This is a genomic window from Paenibacillus sp. R-74696 (assembly GCF_055814915.1).
Genome location: NZ_JBPULM010000018.1, coordinates 1 through 25,678, shown reverse-complemented (window position 1 = coordinate 25,678; position 25,678 = coordinate 1). Strand labels below are relative to the sequence as shown.

19 protein-coding genes are annotated in these 25,678 nt (G+C 50.2%); 9 read left to right on the top strand and 10 right to left on the bottom strand.

The window, feature by feature from the left end; all coding sequences use genetic code 11:
- Positions 1-217 precede the first annotated feature (217 nt).
- A complete protein-coding gene (locus tag ACSR9A_RS04485; protein ID WP_473755898.1) occupies positions 218-1,003 on the top strand; it encodes an ankyrin repeat domain-containing protein in 786 nt (261 codons plus the stop codon).
- A 254-nt stretch (positions 1,004-1,257) separates the two neighbouring features.
- Here ACSR9A_RS04485 and ACSR9A_RS04480 read toward each other — a convergent pair whose 3' ends face one another.
- On the bottom strand, positions 1,258-1,977 hold the full coding sequence (locus tag ACSR9A_RS04480) for a 3-ketoacyl-ACP reductase (RefSeq protein WP_473756105.1): 720 nt from the start codon (positions 1,975-1,977) through the stop codon (positions 1,258-1,260).
- 125 nt (positions 1,978-2,102) lie between these two features.
- Between ACSR9A_RS04480 and ACSR9A_RS04475 the strand changes: the two genes are divergently transcribed.
- The 3 genes from ACSR9A_RS04475 to ACSR9A_RS04465 all read left to right on the top strand — a co-directional run bounded on the left by ACSR9A_RS04475 (position 2,103) and on the right by ACSR9A_RS04465 (position 5,585).
- Positions 2,103-3,035, top strand: a complete 933-nt coding sequence (locus ACSR9A_RS04475; RefSeq protein WP_473755897.1) for a helix-turn-helix transcriptional regulator — start codon at positions 2,103-2,105, stop codon at positions 3,033-3,035.
- A 124-nt stretch (positions 3,036-3,159) separates the two neighbouring features.
- Positions 3,160-3,675 carry a GyrI-like domain-containing protein gene (locus tag ACSR9A_RS04470; RefSeq protein ID WP_473755896.1) on the top strand — a complete coding sequence of 172 codons (516 nt, stop codon included), beginning with the start codon at positions 3,160-3,162 and terminating at the stop codon, positions 3,673-3,675.
- 128 nt (positions 3,676-3,803) lie between these two features.
- A complete protein-coding gene (locus tag ACSR9A_RS04465; RefSeq protein ID WP_473755895.1) occupies positions 3,804-5,585 on the top strand; it encodes a WD40 repeat domain-containing protein in 1,782 nt (593 codons plus the stop codon).
- Positions 5,586-5,667: 82 nt separating this feature from the next.
- Here ACSR9A_RS04465 and ACSR9A_RS04460 read toward each other — a convergent pair whose 3' ends face one another.
- From ACSR9A_RS04460 to ACSR9A_RS04420, 9 genes are all read right to left on the bottom strand, one after another.
- On the bottom strand, positions 5,668-6,093 hold the full coding sequence (locus ACSR9A_RS04460; protein ID WP_473755893.1) for a hypothetical protein: 426 nt from the start codon (positions 6,091-6,093) through the stop codon (positions 5,668-5,670).
- A gap of 145 nt (positions 6,094-6,238) precedes the next feature.
- A complete protein-coding gene (locus ACSR9A_RS04455) occupies positions 6,239-7,072 on the bottom strand; it encodes a carbohydrate ABC transporter permease (protein WP_473755891.1) in 834 nt (277 codons plus the stop codon).
- Positions 7,073-7,098: 26 nt separating this feature from the next.
- Positions 7,099-7,974, bottom strand: coding sequence for a carbohydrate ABC transporter permease (locus ACSR9A_RS04450; protein ID WP_473755890.1), 876 nt, complete (start codon positions 7,972-7,974; stop codon positions 7,099-7,101).
- Between the two features lie 89 nt (positions 7,975-8,063).
- On the bottom strand, positions 8,064-9,353 hold the full coding sequence (locus ACSR9A_RS04445) for an ABC transporter substrate-binding protein (RefSeq protein WP_473755889.1): 1,290 nt from the start codon (positions 9,351-9,353) through the stop codon (positions 8,064-8,066).
- Between the two features lie 86 nt (positions 9,354-9,439).
- On the bottom strand, positions 9,440-10,921 hold the full coding sequence (locus ACSR9A_RS04440; protein ID WP_473755887.1) for a DUF5605 domain-containing protein: 1,482 nt from the start codon (positions 10,919-10,921) through the stop codon (positions 9,440-9,442).
- Positions 10,922-11,215: 294 nt separating this feature from the next.
- Positions 11,216-12,448 (bottom strand): helix-turn-helix domain-containing protein, encoded by a 1,233-nt coding sequence (locus ACSR9A_RS04435; RefSeq protein WP_473755886.1) that lies wholly within the window; start codon positions 12,446-12,448, stop codon positions 11,216-11,218.
- The gene (locus ACSR9A_RS04430; RefSeq protein ID WP_473755885.1) at positions 12,426-14,249 is read right to left on the bottom strand and encodes a cache domain-containing sensor histidine kinase; all 1,824 of its coding nucleotides are present in this window, start codon (positions 14,247-14,249) and stop codon (positions 12,426-12,428) included. The genes ACSR9A_RS04435 and ACSR9A_RS04430 overlap by 23 nt, the downstream gene beginning before the upstream one ends.
- Positions 14,250-14,426: 177 nt before the next feature.
- The gene (locus ACSR9A_RS04425) at positions 14,427-15,260 is read right to left on the bottom strand and encodes a carbohydrate ABC transporter permease (protein WP_341280087.1); all 834 of its coding nucleotides are present in this window, start codon (positions 15,258-15,260) and stop codon (positions 14,427-14,429) included.
- Positions 15,260-16,150, bottom strand: coding sequence for a carbohydrate ABC transporter permease (locus tag ACSR9A_RS04420; protein ID WP_473755884.1), 891 nt, complete (start codon positions 16,148-16,150; stop codon positions 15,260-15,262). Before ACSR9A_RS04420 ends, ACSR9A_RS04425 begins: the two co-directional genes overlap by 1 nt.
- Before the next feature lie 197 nt (positions 16,151-16,347).
- Between ACSR9A_RS04420 and ACSR9A_RS04415 the strand changes: the two genes are divergently transcribed.
- From ACSR9A_RS04415 to ACSR9A_RS04395, 5 genes are all read left to right on the top strand, one after another.
- On the top strand, positions 16,348-18,192 hold the full coding sequence (locus tag ACSR9A_RS04415; RefSeq protein WP_473755883.1) for a sensor histidine kinase: 1,845 nt from the start codon (positions 16,348-16,350) through the stop codon (positions 18,190-18,192).
- Positions 18,189-19,904 (top strand): response regulator, encoded by a 1,716-nt coding sequence (locus ACSR9A_RS04410; protein ID WP_473755881.1) that lies wholly within the window; start codon positions 18,189-18,191, stop codon positions 19,902-19,904. The genes ACSR9A_RS04415 and ACSR9A_RS04410 overlap by 4 nt, the downstream gene beginning before the upstream one ends.
- Before the next feature lie 131 nt (positions 19,905-20,035).
- On the top strand, positions 20,036-21,373 hold the full coding sequence (locus tag ACSR9A_RS04405; protein WP_473755880.1) for an extracellular solute-binding protein: 1,338 nt from the start codon (positions 20,036-20,038) through the stop codon (positions 21,371-21,373).
- Between the two features lie 197 nt (positions 21,374-21,570).
- Complete coding sequence (locus tag ACSR9A_RS04400; protein ID WP_473755879.1) at positions 21,571-23,628, top strand: methyl-accepting chemotaxis protein; 2,058 nt, start codon at positions 21,571-21,573, stop codon at positions 23,626-23,628.
- A 189-nt stretch (positions 23,629-23,817) separates the two neighbouring features.
- Positions 23,818-25,539, top strand: a complete 1,722-nt coding sequence (locus ACSR9A_RS04395; protein WP_473755878.1) for an ATP-binding protein — start codon at positions 23,818-23,820, stop codon at positions 25,537-25,539.
- Positions 25,540-25,678: the final 139 nt, after the last annotated feature.

The following is a 25,678-nucleotide window of genomic DNA, read 5'->3' as shown; positions in this document are numbered from 1 at the left end:
ATATCCGCATGAACACACGCCTATCAAAAGAAAATAAAGGTTTAGATTGGATAGGGGCGTAAGCTAACGGGCAGGACATTATTATCCTTCCACGAATACTTCAAGTACAGCGAATTTGCGAAGCTTAAATTTAAGACAGTATACAATTCAAACGGTTACACAATCCTTGAAGGACAGATATAGAACTGATTATATAAGTGTGTGAGGAGATCTGGATATGGAATTTATTTACGAAGATGAAACGCTGGCAGTAACTGTTGTTAAAGCGCTCCACACTGGCGATATCCCATCGTTGAAACGACTTCTTGAAGAGAATCCGGGCTTGGCTACGGCAAGAATGATCGGTAGAGACAATAACAACGAAAACAATAGTTGTGGAATGTCTCGAACACTTTTGCATGTCGTGACCGACTGGCCCGGTCACTTTCCTAACGGTGCGGCTGCTGTTAGTACGTTAGTCGAGTTTGGTGCGGAGGTTAACGCTCGGTTCACTGGAGCGCACACCGAGACACCGCTTCATTGGGCTTCGAGTTGCGATGACATTAAAGTGCTTGATGCGCTTCTTGATGCTGGTGCCGATATCGAAGCGCCAGGTGCAGTGATCGCAGGCGGCACACCACTGGATGATGCAGTAGCGTTCGCACAGTGGCGGGCAGCGCATAGGTTGGTTGAACGTGGAGCGCAAATCGCACTCTGGCATGCGGCTGCGCTAGGACAAATGGCTGCAATTGAGGCTTACTTCGCCGGTTCCACACTTTCAGAACGATACCCTTGGGGAGCAAGTCGCTCTTCACCTCCGGACAAGATTACCGTCGCCTTCTGGTGCGCTTGCCACGGTGGACAACGGAGCTCTGCAGAGTATCTTCTCGGCCGAGGCGCTGAACTGAACTGGATTTCGGTTTGGGATGGATTGACCCCGCTGGATGCGGCGCAACGCAGTTCTGCTGCTGATCTGGTTCATTGGCTGCATAGCCAAGGCGCCAAATCTGCCGGCGAATTGTAAAGAATCAATATGGTTGTTGAGCCTCAAGCTAGAGTTCCTTAGGATTAAGCTAACGAATTCGTTAGTCCAATAAGAACAGCGGCAGTCTAAGGCTTTTTTCAGTCTTAGTCCGCCGCTATTCATTTTTATGGTCTGTCTAATCCTTCATTTTTGAGGTCTGGCGATTATTATTCTTATAAACCGCGCTAGATCAGGCGTCTCAATCTAAAGCTTTATTTTCATTGGGTAAAGCCAACCCATTCGCTGCAATAGCTTTATTGCGGGTTCGTCGTCCAGATACCCGCTGTCTTAATGAAGACGCGTGGCGGCAGCGATATAGCGGCAAGCGCCAAAGCTGCAACATCCTCGGGCTGCATCATGCGGTCCTCATCACCGATTTTGAGGCCAGCTTTCGTAGCCAGCTCGGTATTGACCGTGCTTGGCGTAAGGGCTGTAACGCGAATATTGTGCTTGCGCACCTCTTGCAGCAGCGATTCGGTGAAGCCCAGCACTGCGAACTTGGAAGCGCAGTAGGCCGAACCCGTTGCGAAGCCTCGCTCTCCCGCTGTGGAGGCCACATTAATAATTTCGCCGCTATTTCTGGCAACCATATCTGGCAGTACAGCGCGAGTCACATTGTAGGTGCCGAATAAATTGACATCCATCATGCTCTTCCACTCTTCTGGGTCCATATCCAGCACAGTGCCGAATTTGGCAATGCCTGCATTATTGATTAGAATGTCAATATGGCCAAGCTGCTCGGTAATCGAGGCAACAGCTGCCTGAACCTCTTGATTAACCGATACATCCGTAGCCGCAAGGCTGACCTGTATCGAATAGCTGGCTTTCAACGTATCGGCGAGCGTCTCCAAATCGGATGCCGTGCGGGAAATAAGTCCAAGGCTTACGCCCTCCTTCGCGAGTGCATGGGCAATAGCAAGTCCGATGCCTTTGCCCGCGCCGGTAATGATCGCTGTTTTTCCGCTTAGTGTCATCATTAATCTCTCCATTCATTAGGGAAATCGCTTCTCGTTTCTCCTCTCCATTATAAAGCTGTCAATAACCGGAATACAAATAAGCCCCACTAAGCGGGCAAATGCTACAAGTCAGGTGGGTCCGTATGAAAATAGATCGATTGCTCAGCATCGTTGTCCTGCTGCTCGGCAGGAAGCGTTGGAATGCGACCGAGCTTGCTGAGCGTTTTGAAGTATCAATCAAAACGATTTACCGCGATATGGATACGCTGAGTCTAGCTGGCATTCCTGTCGTCTCGCATCATGGTGCAGCCGGCGGTTACGAAATTATGGAGCAGTACACGTTAAATCGGCAGCTTGCAAGCGCGAAGGAATGGAAGGCGCTGCTTGCTGCGGTGAAGGGAATTGCCTCAGCCCTAGATGATCAAGCCTATCATGAGCTGCTCGCCAAAGTGAATGCGCTGCTGCCTCAAGCAGCACATGAGGAGCAAGCCAGGCAGGGCGAGGAGCTGGTGTTTGATCTGCAATCATGGGGATCGGGACTGGATTTGAAGCCCAAGCTGGCCTTGCTCCAACAAGCGATTACAGAAAGCAAGGTGGCTTGCCTGCGTTATGCCAGCTCGGCCGGGACCGAAAGCGAGCGGGAGGTTGAGCCGGCAGCGCTCATCATGAAAGGCTCCGTGTGGTATGTGCAGGCGTATTGCCGGGGGAAGCAGGGCTTTCGCATGTTTCGTTTGACGCGCATACTCAGCCTGTCGCTAAGGCTGGAGCGCTTCGAGCCGCGGCAGTCGCCGCAATTGGAAGGGCTGATCTGGCGCAGCGACTGGGGAGCAGATCAGGAGACGCAGATGCTTCTGCACTTTCAGCCGCAGGTCAAGCATCGGGTATATGATGCTTTTCCAAGCGTGTTTATTACCGAGCTAGCGGATGGCAGCTTGCAGGTGGCGGGTTCTTTTTCGCTGGATGAGTGGTTTTATGGCTTGCTGCTGAGCTTCTGCGAGCATGTTAAGGTGCTGGCTCCCGTTCATGCCGCTGAAGAAGTGAAGCGCAGGGCACGGCTTATTTTTGAAAGCTATTAATTTACAATATTGAATCCGGACATATAGCTGTCTGATAAGATGCGATAAGCTTTGGGTAAATCTAAGTAAGCATGGTGAATGGCTCGCACCTTAGCCGCTGTGCTTATGGAAAAGAGGAAATGACATGATGAAATCAATAGTGGAGCAGCAAGGGACCTTGAAACTGGCGGGCATCGGCGTTCGGACAACAAATCAGGAGGAAGCGGGGCCGAATGGGCGAATTCCTGCGCTCTGGACACAGTATTTTCAACTGGCGGGTACGCACTCCAATGAGGCTCAAGCTCAAGACGATTTTATTTATGGGGTATATACGGACTATGAAACGGATGCAAGCGGCGCTTACACGGCTTTCATCGGACATGCCTATGATTTAGACCTGCCCATGACAACAGAAACAACAGGGGCATCTGCCGCAGCAAACCTACAGCAAATTGTTGTGCCGAGCTCTATGTACCGGGTTTTCGAGACGAGGAGAGGGCCTATGCCGCAGGTCGTCATCGAGGCTTGGCAGGAAATTTGGGCTTATTATGAGACAGCTGCCGAGCAGCGGGCGTATACGGGTGATTTTGAGCGATATGATAAAAATGATTATCAGGATGGGGAAGCAGCCGTTCGTATTTATATCGCCATTAAAGGCTGAATGCTGTTAAGCGTTCGTTAGCCGAGAATGCGTCATGTAAATGCCGAATTCCCCGTCACTGGATGGATCGCCGTTCCTTTTTTTGTGCGAGAGGAGAGGATAACGGTTAGATTGGAAGGGGAAGGCGAATGATCAACAGAAGCAAGCTGGAGCAAATAAAAAAATGGAACAGGACCGGTGAATTTCATCGGTCCATTCAAGCGTTGCAGGAGGCGGTAGCCATTCCCGCTGATATTAGAAGTGAAGCGGGCTGCCAGGAAGGCTTTGATACGCTGTACTTATATGTAGAAGCGCAGCTTTACAGCGGGCATGCGGAGGAAGCAGAGGCGCATTACCCAGCGCTTCAATCGCTGCTGTATACGTGGAATGGCATTTATAATCACAGCTATACGGCCAATTATCAGCTGAATTTCATTCGGTCAGCGCTGGATTACGCGCTAGGGAGCAAGCTTGCAGCAGGGCGTGGCTTCGCCAGGCTGATGGAGTATGGCGCACAGCTTGATACGCAGCTGCGGGCGGCGATTTATTATTATTTTTCGCTAATGGACTATGAAGATTACAACGTGGTGGATGCGGGAGAGAAGCTGAATTTGGCTAAGCGAGAGAAAGGCTGCACGCCGTTCGTAGCAGAGCGGCTAGACGAATTGGAGCAGTGGATTGTCATTCGCGAAGCACGGATGGAGTGGGAGCAGCTTGATCGCAGCCGCTCAACCTTCCAGCAATTCGGGGAGCTTGCAGCGGGGCAAGAAAGCGGCATCTGCGAGCTAGCGCTGAATGCCGAGGGCAGCTTGGCAGCCGTCCTCTATAATGACGGCATCGTCCGCGTGTGGCTTACAGCGGATGGCCAGCTTCAAGCTGTAATCGACAGAGGAGATGGGGAAGCTATGGATAATCGTACTGAAAGCAAAGCTGCAGCAGATAGGGCTGCGTTGTGCTTTAGTCCCGACTCCAGCCTGCTGGCGATTGGCAGTGGAATTGGCGTTGTAGATCTCTTTCATGTACATAGCGGGAAGCCGGTGCAGCATTGGGGGTTCTGTGCTGACATACAGGAGCCGCTTCGTGATGCGCCTAATCAGAGCTTTTATACGCATGTCAGCTTTAGCGGCAATGGCCGTTATGTCGTCGTTATTCCGGTGGCCGAGGGCGATGTGCTTCCATTTGTAGATGAGGTGGATATGTCGTGTTTCCACACCGTGTTTGTTATAGAAACAAGCAGTGGACAGTGTGTGCTGCAGCATGCGTTTCGCGAAGGACGAATCGGTGCGGTTGCCTTCAGCGAGGATGAGCGGATGCTGGCGGTCGGCGTTATTGGCCAGGAGGTTGCTGTATGGGAGCTGAATAGCGGCAGTATCGTATATTTCGATCATGATTTTGTGACGGTGCAAGATCATGGTCGCATGGCGCTTGCGAATACGATTGCTTTTGCACATGGCAGCTCCATGCTTGCTTATCCGGCAAGCGATCATACGATTAAAATAATCAGCATGAGTGAGTGGGGCGGCGTCTATACGATTCAGCGGCGGGCGATTGTACTGGAGGAAGGTGTTACAGTCAGCGCGATAACGTTCAGCGAAGATGGAGCAACGCTCATTTCGGCGGAGGATCATAGCCGTTGGAAACATGGATTGCTCAGCGTTTGGGATGTGGAGCGGGCACAGCAGCTGCATACGGCCGTCATTGAGCGGTCCGTCGCTTCTAAGCTTGCTATTCATGAACAAAACGATGAGCTATGGGTGCTAACCGGCCCGCTCTTGGAAATCCGCAGGCTGAGTACGCTGGAGCAGCTAAAAAGGCTCGACCCTTGCCAATGGCTCAATTCCACAGCCATATTGCAAAATGCCAGCGTGCTTGCTGATAACAGAGCCGCCTGCGCCATCGCCTTTAAAGGCAAGGTGCGGTTTTTCAGCTAACGGTAGATTGCCAAGCTTATAATAATAGGATCGGTCTGCTGTCGCGGACTCATGCAGCAGGCTGGAGTCGTTAAGAAAGGCTTTATTTTTGATTTAATAGCAGGCGGCATAGGTCGGAATAAACCTCCTGATTGTTCAGAGCCATAAGTAAGTAATCGGGGTTTACATCCTCCGGCACAACAGCCGAAACGTAGGCAGCAAACTCATGATAGGATGGGGGAGCATCGGCAAACAAAGGATGGTTTGGACTGGAGAATAGCGTGTGACGCTGCTGAATGTCGGCAACCTTTGCGTTATAAAAGCGGATGCTATGCTCATCGCTAGCGGCGGCAGTCCCCTTCATGCGATGATTTAACATATACAGCACATCGTGCAACGCTCTTGTCTGCTGCTCCGTGAAATCATGATCCAATAAAAATAGGTAGAATGGAAACTCATCTTTCGCCATAATCGTCCTCATGAGCTTCATTTGATATTTCAATTGTTCTATTTCTTCATGTACATTCATTGAACTTCCCCACTCCTTTTTCTTTTCCAGCCTATTCCTTTTCCCCAGTATACGATAGTAGTAGAAACAACCGCAAAGAAACCGTTTCTCGGCAAAATGGCAGCGTGAAGCTGCCGTATGCCGAGGGGACGGTTTCTTTTCCAGCCTAGCCCTTCACGGAACCAGCGAGGCCGGATACGAAGTATTTCTGAAACGCGACATAGACGATTAGCACCGGTACGACCGAAATGAGCACGCCTGCGTTCATCAGAGGGTAGTTCGCCGAATATTGGCCACGGAATGCCAGCAGCCCTGTCGTAATGGTACGCATCGAATCCTTGGTAATAAAAATTTGGGCCAGCAGAAATTCATTCCAGGTGGCCATAAAATCAAAAATAAACAGCGTTGCAATGGCGGGCATCGATAATGGAATAATGATCTTGAAAAACTTCCCCATGACCCCACAGCCGTCAATTAGTGCAGCCTCATCAATTTCCTTAGGTATGGTGCGGAAAAATCCACGGAGGATCAGAATGCCGAACGGGATGCCGAAGCCCAAATAAATGAGAATAATGCCGGGATACGTGTCGACAAGCCCAAGCTTGTTGAGAATCATATTGAGCGGAACGAGCGTAGCCTGCATGGGAACCATCATGCCGATGAGAAACAAGGCGAACAGCCACTCGCTTCCCTTGAAAGCCAGCCGCGTCAGGGCAAAGGCGGCGAGCGCTTCAATCAAAATGCCAAGGGGAACCTTGATTAAGGCGATAAACGCTGTATTTTTCATATACATGCTCATGCGCCCTTGCTCCCAAGCCTGCACAAAATTGTGCCATTGCAGCTTTTCGGGGAACATATAAAAAGGACGTGTCAGCAAGTCGCTGCTCGACTTTAGCGCTGTAAAGGCAATGAATAAAACGGGCAGCAGAAAGATGGCTGCTAATACAACGACTAAAACATATTTAAGTGCCTTACTGACGGGATGAACGCGCTGTTCCATCGGATGGACACCATCCTTCCTCCATATTACAAATGCGATTTTTTAGTGGTGTAATAAACATAAGGGATAATAATGACCAGCGTAATGAGAACTAAAAACATGGAAATGGCTGAACCTGTGCCAATATTGGCAAATTTGAACGTCTGAATATACATCCATGAAGCCAGCACATGGGTGCTTTCCGCCGGGCCTCCGCCCGTCATTGCATAGATTAAATCGTATACCTTCATGGAAGATACCATCGTGATGGCCACCACAATAACAAACGTTTCCCGCAGCAGAGGGACGGTAATAAACCAGAACATTTGCCGGGGCTTGGCACCATCAATCGTTGCGGCTTCATAAGGGTCCTGTGGAATCGTCTGTAGTCCAGCGAGAAACAGCACCATCGGCTGCCCAACGCCATTCCAGACAGCTGCAACGAACACGGCATAGAGGGCGAATTTAGGTTCCGCCAGCCAAGCCTGCGCCCAGCTGCCAAGTCCAATCAGCTCCAGCGCTTTATTGAAAAATCCTTGCATGGGATTGTACATCCATGTCCAGATCGTCGCGACGATGACACCGGATAATACGTAAGGGAAATAAAAAATACCGCGAAACATGATGCGGCCCTTCAGCTTTTGATTCAATAATATCGCCAGCATCAGGCCGATTCCCATAATGATTGTCAAAGAGCCGAGCGTCCATAACAGATTGTTGGCGACTGCTCTTGGAAAGACGGAATCGTGCAGCAGCAGCTCCGTATAATTGCTTAAGCCGACAAAGGTTTTCGTAGGCGCAACGCCGTTCCAGTTAAAGAAGCTGAGATAAAGCGTGTAGAGCGTTGGGATAAAGATAACGGCAATATAGATGAAAAGGGCGGGAAACACAAACAGCCAGGGCTTTAATACGCCGATTTTCAAGCTTCATTCCTCCTTGCGAATCAAGATGGAGACGGCAAAGCAGCCGCGCTCCATCTCTTTTCTCATTTACAGCGCTTCATTAATGCGGCCTAGCTTATTTTATTTTTAGCCTTATAGTCCGCAGCGGCCTTTTCCATTCCTTCCGCAGCCTGCTCAGGCGTCCATTCTTTTAGAGCGACCTTGTCCTGCGCTTCAAACAGCTTCTGTACGACTTCCTGAGGAAGTGCTTGGTCGGTAATGAGGAAGCTGCCTTTCGTCGCCATATCGAGCAGAGGCTTCAGGTGAGGCGTGTTTTCCGAATAGGTGACATTAAGAGCAGCGGGGGTGCCGTAAGTATCAATATATTTATTGACTACCTCAGCACCAGTCAAATATTCGCCTACTTTAATGGTAGCCTCAAGCGTCGCTTGATCAAGGTCGGCGCTGACTTGGAACATTTCGGCAAATACGGATGAACGGCCGGTAGGGAACTTGAATACATCAAAATCATTGACATTAAACCCGGCTGCTGCAATATTGCCGTCGAGCCATGTGCCTTCAATGTCGATTCCTGTAGTACCCGGATAGAAGAGATTTACAGCCTCTGTTGGATCAAGGGCAACGTAACCTTTAGGGAAATAGCCCTTATCGTTATATTCCTTGAGCTTTGCGAACGTTTGAACAACGGCCGGATCGTTCCACGAGGCAGTCAGGCTGTTCAGCTTGTCATGCAGCTCAGGGCCTGCAAAATGCTCCAGCAGCTGCTCTGTCAGACGCATGACGTGCCAGCCGTTTTTCCCGCCAAGCGAGAGTGGAATAATACCGCCATCCTTCAACGCTTGCAGATGCCCTTCAAACTCCTCAAAGGAGGTAGGAGCGGTAAGCTTAACCTTGTCAAAGGCTGTTTTGGAGTACCACATATCCACGGCATTTAAGTGATAGGGTATGCCGGACACTTTACCGTTGTAGGTTCCCATATCAATAGCAGCTTGATTGTAAAGCGAAGGCCAATTATGATCCTTGGCAATCTGAGTCAAATCAGCTGTAAGTCCATTTTCGGCATAAAAGGAACCTAGAGAACCGCCCCATGTAAACCACATATTAGGGAGCGTTCCTGAGTTAGCAGCTACCTTTAGCGCCTCTTTCAGCGGGTCAACGGCATATTTGCTAACCTCGATTTGAATATCAGAATGAGCCGCATTAAAGTCAGCAGCAGCTCCGTCAATCCAGGTGTGCTCCTGCAAAGCCCACACGGATACGACGGTTTTCTTTGCACTGCCTGAACTGCTTGTACCGCTCGTACTGCCAGCCTCTGAATTTGTGCCGCCGCTGGAAGAGCAGCCGGCTGCAATAAGTGCGATTATTAATAAGCCTACAAATGCTTGCCATCTTTTTGTCATGAGAATCCCCCTCTAGTGGTCAATCAAATAGTCGTTAATCAATGTGTGGTTCATCAAATGGTGATCCATCAAAAAAACCGTTACACTTAAATCTTGCTGATGCGCAGCGCTTGATAAGGAATGCCGGGAAGCGGAACCTTGCATTCCCCCGCAAATTCCCCTTCCAGCGGCGATATCGACATCGCCCAGGTATCAATTAAATCAATTCGGAATGCTGCGCCTTCCGGAAGCGTTAAGCTGCGGAACGCGGGGCGGCTGGCGCCAAAATAAATCAAATAATATTCGCCCTCCACGCCGCCAGCAGAAGCATCCCATTTGAAATTAATGCGGCTCGTATCGAGTCTTGGCCCTTCTTCCATGATGCTGCGCAGAAATGCAATCCGCTCCGCGCTGCTTCCATGCAATTCGCCTCCATGCGACCACCAAATGATATCTTCTGGATGAACGTACGTTTCTCCATGAGTGACATAACCGCCTTGAGCCATTCCTTCCCAGAAGCATTCGACCATTCGCTCTGCGGTAAGATTGCCCCAGCCGTGATTCAGATTGCCTTCATAGCGGCATTCATCGATGACAATCGGCTTACGGTACAGCTCGCGCCATTCTGTTACAAAATTCAAGTCGGCATGCTGGATGCTGGCATGTGTGACCCAAGGCTTCCCGTGATCATACCAGTGCAGGTTGCTTCTATAATGGATTTCGGGATTATGCCAGTTATGAATGGAGCGAAGATGCTGATAAGGATCATGCTCCTGAATGATGCGGAAAAACCGGTCCCAGTCCGTCATCTTCTTCTCGAACAGCAGGTCATATTCATTCGCAAGCGACCACCATATGTTGCGGAAGGAGGCTAGCCTTGCCAGCGCGTACCGCAAATAATAATCGTCCGATTCAGCAGCCATGCGCGAGAAGCCCCAGCGGTCATAGGGATGGAATAAAATTAAATCTGCTTCAATGCCGAGAAGCTGTAATTGCTCCAGCTGTGATTCCAGGCGGCGCCAAAATTCAGGATTGAACGCCTCCCAATCAAAGCCCTCCTGCAAGGACCCTGCGAAAGCAAAATGCTCCGGCTCGGTGGCATTATAATCATAATGCTTGGGAAACACGCACATCCTAATTTTGTTGAAAGGTGCTTTGCTCAGCGAGCGCAGCGTTTGCTGTTCAAGCTGCTCCCCTTGATGGTTCCATACATAAGCAGTTGTTCCAACCGGATAGAAGGGTGTTCCGTCGGCATAGCTGAAATGAAAAATGTGATCAACCTTCACAGGCCCATGATTTTTAGCTGACGTGGGGGCGGTGCAGAGGAGTGTTCCTTGCAGGCCATCCAGTTGCGCCGTGCTGCTGCTCGTAGTGAAGGACCATGAGCCTATGCAATCCGGCATGAAGCGAATGATGTATTGTCCATTGCCATCATAGAAGCCGTCAACCTTAACAGACCGATGCCCGAATTGAAATTCGGCGCTGAGCACAACGCCCTTATAGGGATTTCCTTCCTGCGGCCCTTCTATGCGAAGCTCAAAACGATTCCACTGCTCAGCCTCGAAAGGCTCTGACCATGTGCGAGTCATGCTGTTCCTCCTTCTCTGTTCATAAAAATACATGGTATTTGGTGAATGGCTTCATTTTATAGGATGCTGCTGCTCATGCGTAGCTGTCCAAAGCATCTTTTTGTGCATTAATATGACTGTTTGCTTGTGCTAAGCCTGACAATGCGCCCCTGTAAGTAGACGAACGATGCGTTTTCCTATGCTTTTATGCCCATATGCTTCAATAGGGAAAGGCGGACAAGCGAAAGAGCCCCCTGAGTTCTTCTCTTGGAGGGAAGAAGCAGGAGGCACAAGGCGCAAGGCTTTAGAAAAAGCTTATTGATTGCGATATTCGAGTGGAGAAACGCCCGTGCGTTCTTTGAACAGCTTGCTAAAATAATGCGGATTCATATAACCGATAGCCGCGGAAATTTCATATACTTTATGGCTTGTCGTGCGCAGAAGCTGCTGTGCATGCTCGATTTTGTGCCGAATGACATATTCGCTGAAGCTTTCCCCGATCTCCTTTTGAAAAATGCGGCTTAAATAGCTTGGGCTGACATGGATGGAAGCCGCTACTTTTACGAGCGTCAAGTCCTCCAGCAAATGCTGGTCGATAAAAGCCTTCGATTTTCGAACGATAAAATTATCGCTTTGCTCGTTTAAAGGCAGCTGCAGCAGCGTTTCCATATAGGCCTTCGGCAGCTCTTGGAGGGAGCTGTAGCGCGAGCTGACGGAGCAGATGATTGCTACATTCAGCAGCTCCAGCGTTTTCTGCCGTACCATATCGAGCAGCTTGTTTAATTCGGCGGGACACTTTTTTTCCTCTTTGTCGGTATCGCCGTGTACACCATGCCTCTGAGCCCGGGCCGCACCCGTTGAGCCCGCATATTGCGGGCAAAGCCAGATTACTTCGCGGTAATTGCGATGAAAAACAATTCCGCCCCATTCCTTCGTAACAAATTCGGCAATGAGATGCTGGAGGGAGCGGAAGCGCAAATGCCCGGCGTCCTGCATAGGGGCGGCATCGTCGCGTTTGCGGAAGACGGTCAGCCGAAAGCCTGTCTCAAAGGCAGGCTGCGCAAGCTCTGCCAGCAGCGGCTGTTCAGGGAACGTATGCTCATCGAGCAGCGACAGCAGATATTGATTTTTCTCCTCTTCCGTATAAGCTGGCTGGGGAGCTGTGGTATGCGCAAGCTTCGCCGAAGCTTTAAGCAGGGAAGCGCCAATCTCCTCCTCATCCATCGTTGGCTTGTGCAAATAGTTGACGGCACCGAGGCGAAGGGCCTCTTTGGCATAGGTGAAATTATCGTAGCTGCTGATAAAAATAATTTGCACGTCGGGATAGCGCTCCAGCGCCTTCTTGGCAAAAGTGAGACCGTCCATGCCGGGCATTCGAATATCCGTAAGGATAATATGGATAGGCTGCGCGGACTCCATAGCCAGCAGTGCTTCTTCCCCATTCGAGGCTTCGGCCTTCCAATGAACGCCGTATTTTTCCCAATCTACCATATGGCGCAGGCCTAGTCTTGCGATGGATTCATCTTCAACGACGAGCAGATTCCACATCCGTATTCTCCTCCTTCTCTAATATCCGATAGGGCATTCTGACCGTCACGATCGTAAGTGTCTCTGTGCGCTCAAAACATAAGCCATACTCATCGCCAAAACGCAGCCGGATGCGATCCTGCACATTGCGCAGCCCAATATTTTGTGTGCCGGTATCGCTTTGCGGCCGCCTCAGCAGCTCTAAGGCTGGACTGTCGAAACCGCTCCCATCATCCCGCAGCTCAATGACCAGCAGGCGGTTATCCTTCTGATCGAGGCGGGCTTCCAGCGAAATATGCAGCTTCCTCTCCAGCCCCTTGGCCCCGTGAAAAATAGCATTTTCCAGCAGCGGCTGCAGCAGCATGGGCGGTATGGCTGCCTGATTCAGCTCTGGCGGAATATGCCACTCCATATCAAATACATTCGTATAGCGCAAATCCATTAACGTCGCATAGTCGCGCAGCAGCCGAATCTCTTCCTCAAACGTAACGAGCTCACTGTCGAGCTTCATATTGGCATGGAGCAGCTTATTCAGCGATTGAATCAGCTTGGCGATTTGCCCAGATTGCTGGAGCACAGCCAGCATGCGAATAGAATTGAGCGTATTGTATAAAAAATGGGGCTGAATACGGGCCCGCAGCGCGTAAAGCTCGGCATGCCGCTTTTGCCGTTCCTTCTCTTCAATGGATTGAATGAGCTCCTCCAGTCGAATGACCATTCGGCCATAGCTGCTTTCCAGCTGGCCGATTTCATCGGAGCGGCCATGCGCCTCGGGCGTAAAAAACTGCCCTTTTTCTACTTTGCGCATGGAGCTTATAAGTCTGGAGATCGGCTGGGAAAACCCTCGCGCGATTAGGAGGGAGGAAACGGCCGCCAGTACAGCAACGCAAATAATAATCAGGATCGTAAAGCTCTGAATGGAACGACTGCTTTGCAGCATAGCATCCTTGTCCACACCCATATAAATCTGCCATTCCAGATAATCGCTTTTCAAGGAAACACCGCTAAAGGTTTTGCCTCCAGCTTGTTCATCAATGGAAACTTCCCACTCGTCATGCTGATTATTTTGGCTTGCGTGTTTCTGAAGCTCAGCTGCAAGCATGGCATTCGAGGCATAAATTAAATGACCGTCTCTATCTATGACAGTTACTTGCGCATTTGGCAGCTCTAGCGAGCGTACAAGATTCGAAATAAAGCGCGGGGAGATGAACATCACTGTGACAGCCAGCGGCTTGTAGTCCTCGTCCATCAACAGCCGAGCTCCAATGATGGCTTCAAAAGAATTGCTTTTAAACTGCTGAATGTTCTGAATGCCGGTCACGGCGAAATGGCCCTTCCCCGCCATCACCTCTTGATACCAGTCCTCATTCTTGGCGTCATAGGCCCCATTAATGGTGCTGTCCCCATCTATGCGGTAGCCATTAATCGACCCGTTCATGCCATAAACCATCAAGCCGTTAATGGAGGAATTAATGGACGGATAGGCACTCATGAGCCGTGCCATCGTTTTTTGGGCGTTAATCTCCTCTGTACCCCACTGTTCAGGCGAGATCGCAGGCTTGTTCAGAAAGGAAAACACCTCTGGCATAAAATAAGGCAGCATGCTGAAACGGTCAAAGTCGCTAATTTGCCGTTCAATGGAGGCGTTGAGCTGTGCCAATATGACCTTCAGGTCCTGCGTCGTCTGTGCCTCCAACGTACCCGATGACTTCGTTGAGCCGACAGCTCCTATAATGAAAGCAGGGATACTGCTGAGCAGAAAAAATAAAATGAGCAGCTTTGTCTGATAACGTGCGTTTCTCCAGCGTCCCAATTTGCCCACCCTTTCATGCATGCTAGAAAGTAAATGTGAATTATAGCGCTTTCATCCCGTGCAGTGTTCAAGCATTTTATCATGATTGCGTCTGGAAGACAAAACTAAACCGCTAAACAGAAAAATAAGGAAAAGACCCATCCTTCGTAAAGGACGGGCCTTTTCCTTGCTCAAATTTCGCTAGTTTTAGCCTTTCACCGCTCCGGCAACGACGCCTTTGACGATGTATTTTTGCAGAAAAATAAAGACGATAATCGAAGGCAGCACGGCCATGACCATGGCGGTCATTGCATATTGCCAGTCGGATGTATATTGGCCGACGAACGTGTACGCCGCAAGCGTCAGCGTCTTCGTATCCGGCGATCCGTTCACCATAAGCAGCGGCAGCAGGAAGTCATTCCAGATCCACATTACATCAATAATAATGATGGTCGTCGTGACCGATTGTAGCAGCGGGAAAATAACGAGGAAAAACAGCCGAAAGCCAGATGCGCCGTCCATCGTCGCGCTTTCGTCGATTTCCTGCGGGATGCCTTTCACGAAGCCGTGATAAATAAAGACAGCAAGCGGAGCGCCAAAGCCCCAATACAGCACGCCAAGTCCCCAGGTGCTCTCTGACAAATGCAGCTGTTTGGCGAATTGGAGCACCGTCAGCATAATCGACTGGAACGGAATGAGCATCGGCATAATGCAGAGCAGATAGATCAGGCCGCTCATCCGCGTTTTTGTACGCGCCAGCTTGTAGGCAGCAATAGATGAGACGAGAATAATACCTGCAAGGCCAACAATCGTAATGACCAGATTGTTCATGAACAGCTTCGGGTAATTGATAAACTGCCACACATAAGCATAGTTTTCAAAAATAATCTTCTCAGGCAGCGCGATAACATCGCTCATCACTTCTCCAAAGCTTTTGAACGAGTTATTAATGGCCAGAAACAGCGGGTATAGAAACAGCAGCGAGAGCAGAAGCATGACGGCTTCCAGTGCGTAGCGTCCGACTGGGCGATTTTTTCTCATTAGGCCTCTACCTCCCGGCGCTTGAACAGCGTTAATTGAATGATCGTAATGAACAGCACGGCAACGAACAGAATGAGCGCTTTCGCCGTACCGTAGCCATACAAATTGTTCTGGAACGTATCGCGGTAAATGTCATAGGCGATGCTGTAGGTCGAGCCGCCCGGCCCGCCACCCGTCAGCGACAAAATGACATCAAACACCTTGATCGAATTTGTCAGCGCCATAAAGACGGCAATCGTAATCGAAGGGGCGAGCAGGGGCAGCGTAATGTTGAAAAAGGTGCGGAACGGGCCCGCGCCGTCTACCGTTGCGGCCTCCTTTAAATCTCCCGGCACCGATTGCAGCCCCGCGATATAGATAACGAGGTAGAAGCCAATCGATTGCCAGATCGATACGAGCAAAATCGAAACAAAGGCAAGCCCCGGCGTGCCAAGCCAGCTTAAATCAAAAATCCCCCAGCCTGTACTTTCTCCCAGTGATTCAAAGCCCTGCATGAAAATAAACTTCCAGATGAAGCCGACGATCACGAGGCTCAAAATGTACGGAATAAAGAAAGCGGCCCGCAGCCAATTGGTCGTGCGCAGCTTCATGTCGAGCAGAACCGCAAGCCCAATCGCCAGTACATTGACAAGCACGATGTACAGTACGGCGTATTTAATCGTAAACCACGCCGAGCTGGTGAAATTCGCATCATTCAGAAAAATTTGCTTGAAGTTATCGAGCCCAATAAATTTCGGATGCTTGGAAATACCGTTCCATTTGGTTAAGGAATAACGGATGGTCATGGCAAAAGGAATATAAAAGGCAATGGCAATACAAATCAGTACAGGCAGGCTGAACAAGGTGAATTCCAGCTTTCCGCCCCATTTTTTACCTAATGCTTTGAACATATGATGCACCCCAATTCGTCTATTTCATCCACGCTTGCAAGCCTCGCAGCCAGAGGATGGCGACAGCTGCTTACGCTGGAAAAAGCATTTTCCAATCTAGCTTTAATGTGTATTATAGAGCAGACGGTTGCCCGTCTAAATGGATTATAGAAAACAGTTAGGGGTAAAAAGGTGAACTGTATGCGGAGCGTGAAACGATGATGAAAGCGATTGCGGGCAAGGTGTGGGAGCTGCTTTCTTTTTGGCGGGAGCTGGTTGCCAGAAGGCTGGTCAATAAGCTGATTTTACTGTTTACGGGTGTCATTGTGCTGGTTGTGGCTTCGCTGAACTTCATCTCCTACCAGATGCTTGAGAAGGAATCGGTCGGCAACAGCATCGATAGTACAACGAACAACCTGCTGCTCGTTGGCCGCAATTTAGAGGATTATCTGAAGGGCATCGAGCAAATTTCCTTGCCGCAAATCGGCTACGATGAAATTACCTATGCCATTATGCACGAGTCAGAGGACTATTCCTCCAAGATGTATGTTGAAAATTATTTGCGCAATCTGTTTTATTCCCGCAGCGACTTGGAGGCTATCTACTTGTATGTCGTAGAGAAGCAGAAGTATTATGCGATAACGAGAGAAAATTACAATATAACGGTGCGGACGGGAACGAACACCGTCATTGCGGAGCAGCCATGGTATGCCAAGGCGATGGCAGATCCGAGCAATCAAGCGTATCAATCGCTGTCGGGACCAGGTGCGGAGGCGGATTTCGGCTATTCCGCCGAAATTCAGCAGGCCAGCTTTATGGCGTACCACCGGGTCATGCGTTCGATTAAGACGCGCAAGCCGCAGGCGGTGCTTTCTTTTTATTACAACGCTTCAGTCAAGGACGCGATTGTGAAGGATATACCGTTTAGCGAAGGCCAGCATTTGCTGTATGTCAGCCCGGATAATGAGCCTTTTGAGCTGGATGATGAAGCGTTCTACACGGAGCTGCGGGACGCAGGTGTGCTGCAAAAGCTGGATGGCGGAACGGGGCCGTTTACTTGGGTGCAGGGGGAGCAGAAATATTTAATTATTTACAATGTGGCGGAGAAAAGCGGCTGGAAGCTGATTAAGCCGATTCCTTATTCGCAAATTTACGAGGCCGCGACGAAGACGCGCAATCTGAACTATGCCATTGGCGTGCTGTTTTTGCTGCTCGCAGTCGTGCTCGTCAGCTTGATGTCGAGCGCTATCACAAAGCCTCTCAAGAAATTATCCCGCCAAATGAGCCGATTCAGCGCAGGCAGCTTTGACGCGGAGGCCGAGGTGAAGGGCCGCGATGAAATTGCTTATTTATCGCGCCATTTCAATTTGATGGTCAGGCGGACGAATGAGCTGATTAATGAGCGCTACAAGATGAAGCTGGCGGAAAACCATGCGATTTTAAAGGCGCTGGAGGCGGAGATCAATCCGCATTTTCTGTACAATGCGCTGCAAGCAATCTCCACGAAAGCGCTCAAGCATCAAACGTATGACGTCGCGGATATGATCGATGCGCTGGCGCTGACGTTCCGCTATTGCATCAGCGGGAAGGATATTGTGTTTGCGCGCGAGGAGCTGAAGCATATTGAGCGTTATATGGCACTGCAAACGGCGCGGTTCGGCGCCAGATTGCAGGTCGTCTATGAGTGGGAGGAAGCGCTGATGGAGCTTGAGATTCCGAAGCTTTCGGTGCAGACGCTGGTCGAGAACGCGATCAAGCATGGGCTGGAGAAGGTAACAAGCACCGTCACCATTGGCATTAAGGCGTCCATTCAAGAGGACGGAACAGCGCTGATCGCTGTTCAGGATGACGGGCCGGGCTTTACGCAAGGCAGGCTGGGCCAGGTGGAGGCTTCGCTGCGGCGCGAATGGGGCCAGCGGGAGAGCGACAACATTGGGCTCGTCAACCTTTACACGAGGCTGAAGCTGCTGTATGGGGAAGAGGCTGAGCTGCTCATTAAGAGCGATCAAGCGGGGACGGAGCTGGCGATGCGGCTGCCCCGGCGAGGAGGGAACGGTTCATGAATTATACGGTGCTGATCATTGATGATGAAGAGCCGCTGCGCGAGGCCATTCGGCTGCTTGGCGACTGGGAGGGACTTGGCGTGGAGCAGGTGCTGGAGGCTGCAGATGGGTTAAGCGGACTGCGCATGCTTGCGGAGCATAAGGTGGAACTGGCTATCGTCGATATGAAGATGCCTGGCCTGAATGGGGCGGAGCTGCTGCAAACCGTGGAGCAGCAGTACCCGGGGCTGCTGACCATTGTCGTCAGCGGCTACAACGACTTTGAATATACGCGGCAGGCGATTCGCTCCAAAGTCGTCGATTATTTGCTCAAGCCCGTAAACCGGACAGAGCTGAATCAGGCGCTGCGCAAGGCAATGGATGTGCTGGAGGCGAAGCGCAGGCAGGAGAGCGATTTTATTGCGCAAAATATTACCCTCAACCTGTCGCTGCCAGGGCTCAAGGAGAAGATGTATTTGTCCATTCTCGAACGCAGTTTTAAGCAGCAGGCGAATGAAGCGTTTCTGCCGCTCATTGGCGCGGACGACAAGGCCAATCGCTTCGTCGTTGTGCTGTTGCGCATTTTGAATCTAGACCAGGTCAGGCGCAGCCGCTTCCACGGCGATACGGAGCTGCTGCATTTCGCCGTCAGCAACGTCGTCAATGAGGTGGCGGGCGCGCACTTTCAAGCGTTCAGCTTCGCGAATCCGAAGCAGGAGCGCGAGCTGTTCGCCATTCTGACCATGAATGGCGGTGGTGCAGCCGATGCAGCCTATCGGGCGCTGCATCAGGTGAATGCAATAGCCGCTACGCTCCAGCGGCTATTCGGCATTAGGGTCGCCGCAGGCATCGGCGGCCCGGTAACGGAGGCGCTGGACATGGCCGCCTCCTTCGAAGAAGCGCGCACAGCGCTGGGTGAGATGGACCTGCTGCGCATGAATGGAGCAGCAGCTGTTAGAGCTGCCGCGGCTGAGCATCGCGGCAGCGGCAGCGGCAATGGCAGCGGTAGCCGCACGCCGGGAGCAGCTGCCATGGGTACAGAGAAGCGGCAGCCGAAGGAGGGGCTGTCGCTGCCAGGGCGTATGGCGGTCATCCGCCAAGCGCTGGCGGGCGACAATCTTCAGCAGGCGAGCAGCATCATCAGCGAGCTGGCCCGCAGCTGGCAGGAGGCGGACAAGCTGAGCTTGGGCGAGGCCGATCGCATCATTCGCGAGGGCATCGTGCTGCTTGGCGACCTGTCGCTTGCGCTTGGCGTTCCGCAGGAGCGGCTGCCGGCCGGCAGCGAGGAAAGCTTGCGCAGCTGGGGGCTTTCGCTCGATTTTGCCACCTTCGAGCAGTTCGCCGCGCTGCTTCAGCGGCTGCTAAGCTTCTACCATGAGCAGCTGAGGGCAGCGCAGGCCGTGCAGAAGCCGTTCGATATTGCCGATATTAAAGCCCATATCGACCGTTATTATTTTGAGGATATTAAAATCTCGCTATATACCGATAAATATTTTCTCAGCCGCGAGTATTTGATGAAGCTGTTCAAGCAGCAGTTTGGCTGCGGCATTCATGAATATGTACAGAAGGTGCGGATGGATAAAGCGCGGGAGCTGCTGGACGATTCGGCGCTCAAAATTCAAGATATTTCCGAGCTGCTCGGCTACAAGGACAACAATTATTTCAGCAAGGCATTCCGCAATTATTACAGCCTTTCGCCTTCGGAATATCGGAGCAGCAAGGGGAATGGTTAGGGGAGCCCACAGCCATATACCACTTTTTTACCCTTAATACACCACTTATCTGCATGTTTATCTCCTATCCTTTTCTTTAGAATAAGCAGCGAAGACTTGTATTCCAAGCGAAAAGAAATGGGGGCCCTACCATGTTCAAAAAAATCATGTCCATGTCCACCAGTATCGTCCTGGCTTCGGTCATGCTGGCTGCTTGCGGCAGCGGCAATGGCAGCACCACGAGCAACAGCGGCAATACGCCGGAAGCGAGCAGCTCAGCCGAGGCTGGCGGCGCTGCGAATGAGGCTAAGCCGGTTACGATCAACATGTTCACCGCTTCTCCCGAATATACCGATGCGTTTAATGCTTACATTGCCGAATACAAAAAAGTAAAGCCGAACGTCACGATCAACCTGGAAATTATGCAAGCCGATTACAATACGGTGCTGAAGTCGAAAATCGCAGCGGGAAGCACGCCGGATGTATTCCAAACGACAGCGGGCGGCGACATTGACACCTTTGCCGAATACAGCGCAGATTTGACGAATGAGCCGCTTGCGGCAGCTATGATGGATGCGGTACGTGTTAATATGACATCGAGCGACGGCAAGGTGCTTGGGCTTCCGGTCAAGGGCAATTTAATGATGATGATTTATAATAAAAAGCTGCTCGCGGACGCGGGCATTACTGCCGCCCCGAAGACGACAGCAGAGCTTGAGGATGCGGTTGCCAAGCTGGAAGCGAAGGGCATTACGCCATTTGCCAACGCCTACAAAGAGTGGTGGGTATGGAAGCATATTTTCCAAAACTTCGTCAACGCAGCTGCGGAGGATGCAGGCACCACGCCGAAAGAGCTGGTGGGTCAGTTCATCGCAGGCGAAACGACATTTAAGGACCATCCTGTGCTCAGCGATAATTTCTTTCAGTTCATCGATCTGACCGTGAAGCACGGGACAGACAAGCCGCTGGAGCGTGATAGCAACGCCGAAGTAAGTGACTTTGCTTCAGGCAAAGCGGCCTTCATGACGGGCAAGGGCGCATGGGACGAGGAAGCGATCAAAAAAATTACACCTGACATCGAGATTGGCATCGCAGGCTATCCGGTCAGCGACAAGCCAGAGCAAGCGCTGCTTGTAACGGGAGCAGATCAGGCGCTGCGCATCAACAAGGATTCCGCTGTTGCGGCGGAAACAATTGCATTTTTCAACTGGCTGTATACCTCCGACTACGGTAAAAAATGGTTTTCGGAAGTCGCGAAGGTTATTCCGCCAATTAAAGATGCAGCGCTGCCGGATCTGGATATGCCTAAGCAGATGGAAGAGATTTTGAAGACGGAGAAATCTGGCGATCTGTCGGTCAACTATTCCCTCGACACGTTCCATCAAAAATTTGGCGAGCTGATGCAGAGCTACGTTAGTGGCGGAAAAACGAAGGAGCAGACGATTACCGAAATCCAGCAAGCGTGGATTCAATTCGGCTCCTCGATGTAAGCAAGCGGCTAAGCACAGGGACGAAAGCGTTCCCTGTGTTTTTTGTTATGAAATGACGTGTTGATTAATGCCATGAAATGGAAAGGCTATTCTACAAAAAATGTTTTAATTAATGGGCTTGGCACTTACTATCCTTCTTGAGTTAACCGATATAACTAGGTAAAAGGGTTTACTTTAAGCTAGAGGAGAGTGACGAAATGAAAGCATCTAGTCCATTAAAATTTTTAACTAATCTGTCATTTCGCGTTAAGCTTCCCGTGATGATCTGCTTGCTCGTATGTATCGTGCTTGCGGCAACGGGCATTTTAAGCTATCGCATCGCAGCGGAAATTACAATTGATAAGAGCAAGGATGAAATTCGTTCTACCTCCGATCGCATCGGAGAAGGGCTGTATTCGTCGATTGAGCTGGCGCAGCAATCCGTATTTCTGCTGTCGGTTCAGGCCCCTATCCTTGATATTGTGAATTTGCACAATAGCAGCTCGGTAGCGGAGGAGCAGTTTTTCACAGCTGACAATACGGCTTTAACGAGCGTAAATGAACGATTAACAACGAGTATTCAAGGCATGCAGGGAACGGAGACCATTTTGGTTTTGGACAAAAATGGCTTGATTGTCGCCAGCAGCAACGAATCTGTATTGAATAACAGCCGCTCGGATCGTGATTATTTTCAGCAGGCGATTAAAGGGAAGGCAGCGGTGAGCGATGCGCTGGTGTCCAAATCCACCGGTAACTTGGTAACCGTGCTTGCCGCTCCTGTTATGGACAAGCAGGGTGCCGTTCAAGGCGTTGTTGCCGTTACGCTCGTTACTGATTTCTTCGTCAATAAATTGCAAAATGTAAAAATTAATGACGAGGGCAAAGTCATTATTTTAGATCGCGTTGGTATGGTAATCTATCATTCGGGGGATGAGGCGCTCGTTGGTACGGTGCTTGAAACCGAAGATTATAAAGCGGTGCTGGAGCTGCCGCCAAGCAATGAAATAATGAAAAATGAGCTATTATTTCCGGATAAGGTCGCCTTCTACTCCAAAACGCCGATTGCGGACTGGTCCATTATTATTGAGGACGCGTCCAGCGACGTAAATAAACCATTGAATCATATGATGGAGCAGATGTTCATCGTATTGCTTTTTGCCATTGTTATTTCCATTGCCGTTGGTATCGGGATATCCCTACTGATTACGAAGCCAGTCAGCCGCTTGACAACCTTATTCAAAAAGCTGGCCTCAGGCGATTTGACCGTGGTGGCTACTGGCAAATACAGTGGGGAGTTCAAGGTTCTTGCTGATAGCTTTGATGTCATGGTCTCACGCAACAAGCAGCTTATTACGAGCATGAACGGCTCGATTGCCGTCTTGCAAAACAGCATGTCAGAGCTTGAAGAGACGTCAAATAGAACGAATCTTTCGATCGCCGAGACGTCGACTACGACCCAGGAAATCGCCAAGGCGATGGAATCACAGGCTAACGATACGGAATCAATCGTCGATAAGTTCATGGAGGTTGGAGACAAAATTGCTGACGTAAGCAGCAAGTCGCAGGAAATTAGAACGAAAGCAGATTCCGTAGCTCAAGTATTCAAAGCCAATTATGAGGTCATTGAAGCTTTGGTGGAAATCAACCATCGCAGCGAGCTGGAGGTGCGCAACATCTCTGAGGTAACCGCGCAGCTGGCGGAAAGCTCATCGGGCATCCGCCAAATTACAGGAGCCATTTCCGACATTGCTAATCAGACGCAGCTGCTTGCACTGAATGCTTCCATTGAAGCGGCAAGAGCAGGAGAGCAGGGCCGCGGCTTTGCGGTCGTCGCTTCGGAAATTCGCAAGCTAGCGGAGCAGACGTCACTGCAATCCCAAGATATTAATAAAATCGTCGCTCAGACGATTGAATATGTAGAGCGAAGCGACCATAGTGTGAAGGCGATAGAGTCCATTTCGGAGCAGCATAACAGCAGTGTGCAGCAGACGCAGCAAACCTTTGGCTACATTACCGATAATATTCGCGAAATTATTGAGCAGGTCAAGACGATTGCTGTCCAGCTTAAAGCGATAGAGCAGGATAAAGACGGCGTGCTTGGTGCAGCGCAAAGCTTGTCGGCTTCCGGCGAGCAGGTATCCGCTTCCGTGGAGGAAGTAACAGCAACGGTACAGGAGCAATCGGCAATGGTACAGAACCTTGCGGAGATGGTTGAAACGATCGAAAGCTTGAGCAATGAGCTGGCACAAGCAGCTGGCGAATTTAAAGTAGAATAACGATACAGTTCATAAACACCCCTGTTCTATTAGTAGAACAGGGGTGTTTGGTTCGCCTAAATAAAGGAACTCATAGCGGGTGAAAATAAGCTATAATATAACAATAATCGATAAATATCGGGTTGAAGCGTGTGCGCTAGTTGCCTGCCAGGCAGGAAAACAGTTTGTTGCGAAAAGGAGATTGCGGCGGTGGATCACTTCAAAAATTTATTTGAGCTATCTTTTGACATGCTTGTGGTCATGGACTGCAACGGCCGCGTTGTGCACTATAACAGTGGCTTGCAGAAGATGCTGGGCTATCCTGTCTTATTGAATAGTATGAAAGATTTTTACACGTATATGCATCCCGATGACATAGCATCCATGGATACTTTAGTCCCACAATTGATACAAGGCAGGGAGCTAAGCGGGTACTTAAATCGATTCCGCTGCTTAGACGGCTCTTATAAATGGCTGCAATGGAATGTCTCTCTGGATCAGATCAACATGTACTTTTATGTCATAGGGCGTGATGTGCATCATCAGAAAAGCTTCGAGCAGCACCTGGCGGCACAGGAGCTATGGTACCGTTCCTGCCTCGACAATTTGCTGGATGGCTTCAGTTATTATAAGACAGTCAGGGACGAAGGTGGAGACATTATTGATTATCGGTCGGAGTACATGAATGATACCTTTTGCCGCATGATGAATTATTCGAAAGATGAAGCTGTGGGCCGGCTGTGGTCGCAGCTTTTTCCTGATTTTACAGAAGAGATCAGGGCGGTGCTGAAGCAGGTGACGAGCAGTGGCAAACCCGTTTTGCGGCAGGAACGAGTGTATAATAAGTGGCTGACCGATGAAGAAAGCTACGATGTGCTCTATTATAAAATGGGTGATGGCTTCGCCTGCAGCTGGCGCAATGTAACGGAATACCGCCGAGCTCAGGAGCATTTGGAGCTTTTGAACCTGAAATTTACGAGCGCCTTTCATACGAATGCGACGATGAACTTTTTAATAGATTTGGAAACAGCGACGATTATAGAGATGAATCAGAAGTTTTCGCAGACGATTCGGCGGGGACATTATTCCCATTTTGTAAATAGTATTATGCAAGCGATTCCAGATCAGGGGTTATTAGAAAATATCGAGCTTCCCTTTCTGCGGCAGTCTGGGGATACGGGCTATGGCGTCATATCGGGCGAAGTGCTTGAGCTGAAGAACAAGCGTTATTTTCTCGCCTTTGCCATCGATATTACGGAGCTGCGCAAAGCCAAAAAGCATCTCCTGCTTATGGACAAGCTGAATTTGCTCAGCTCCATGGCGGCAAGTATCGCCCATGAGGTACGCAATCCGATGACGACGATTAAAGGCTTTTTACAGCTGATGCAGAAAAATACGACGCTCGCCTCTTACCGCGATACGTTAAATTTAATGATTAGCGAGCTCGATCGCGCGAACGGCATTATTTCAGAATATTTATCACTGGCGAATACCCGTTTTGTGCAAAAAGAACAGAAGCAGCTGGATGTTCTCGTTTCGAATATACTGCCGCTGCTGGAAGCGGATGCGGCCTACTCCAACATTTTAATTGTGCTTGAACTGCATGCCACGGAGCCCGTTACCGTGGAGGAGAAGGAGATCCGCCAGCTGCTGCTGAATTTGACACGCAATGCAATCGAAGCGATGGAGAGCGGCGGCGAGCTGACCATTCGGACGAGAATGAATCAGGGCGATGTCATACTGGAAGTAGCCGATCAAGGACATGGCATTCCGAAGGAGCATATAGAGGCGATTTTCACCCCTTTTTATACGACGAAGGAAACGGGAACCGGGCTTGGTCTTGCGGTGTGCCGCAGCATTGCGGAGCATCATGGCGCCGAAATCGAGATTGAATCAAGCGAGGAGGGTACGACATTCCGGGTCGTATTTTAGCAGCCCTCCAAGCAGCGTACAATCTCATGAGAAGCAGCCAATCGTTTGGGTGGAATAGGATATTTTCCCACACTAACGTTTTTTTGCTGATGAATGGTTTGGAATTGGCCTATATAGAAGAAATCCCCCTGATTACGCG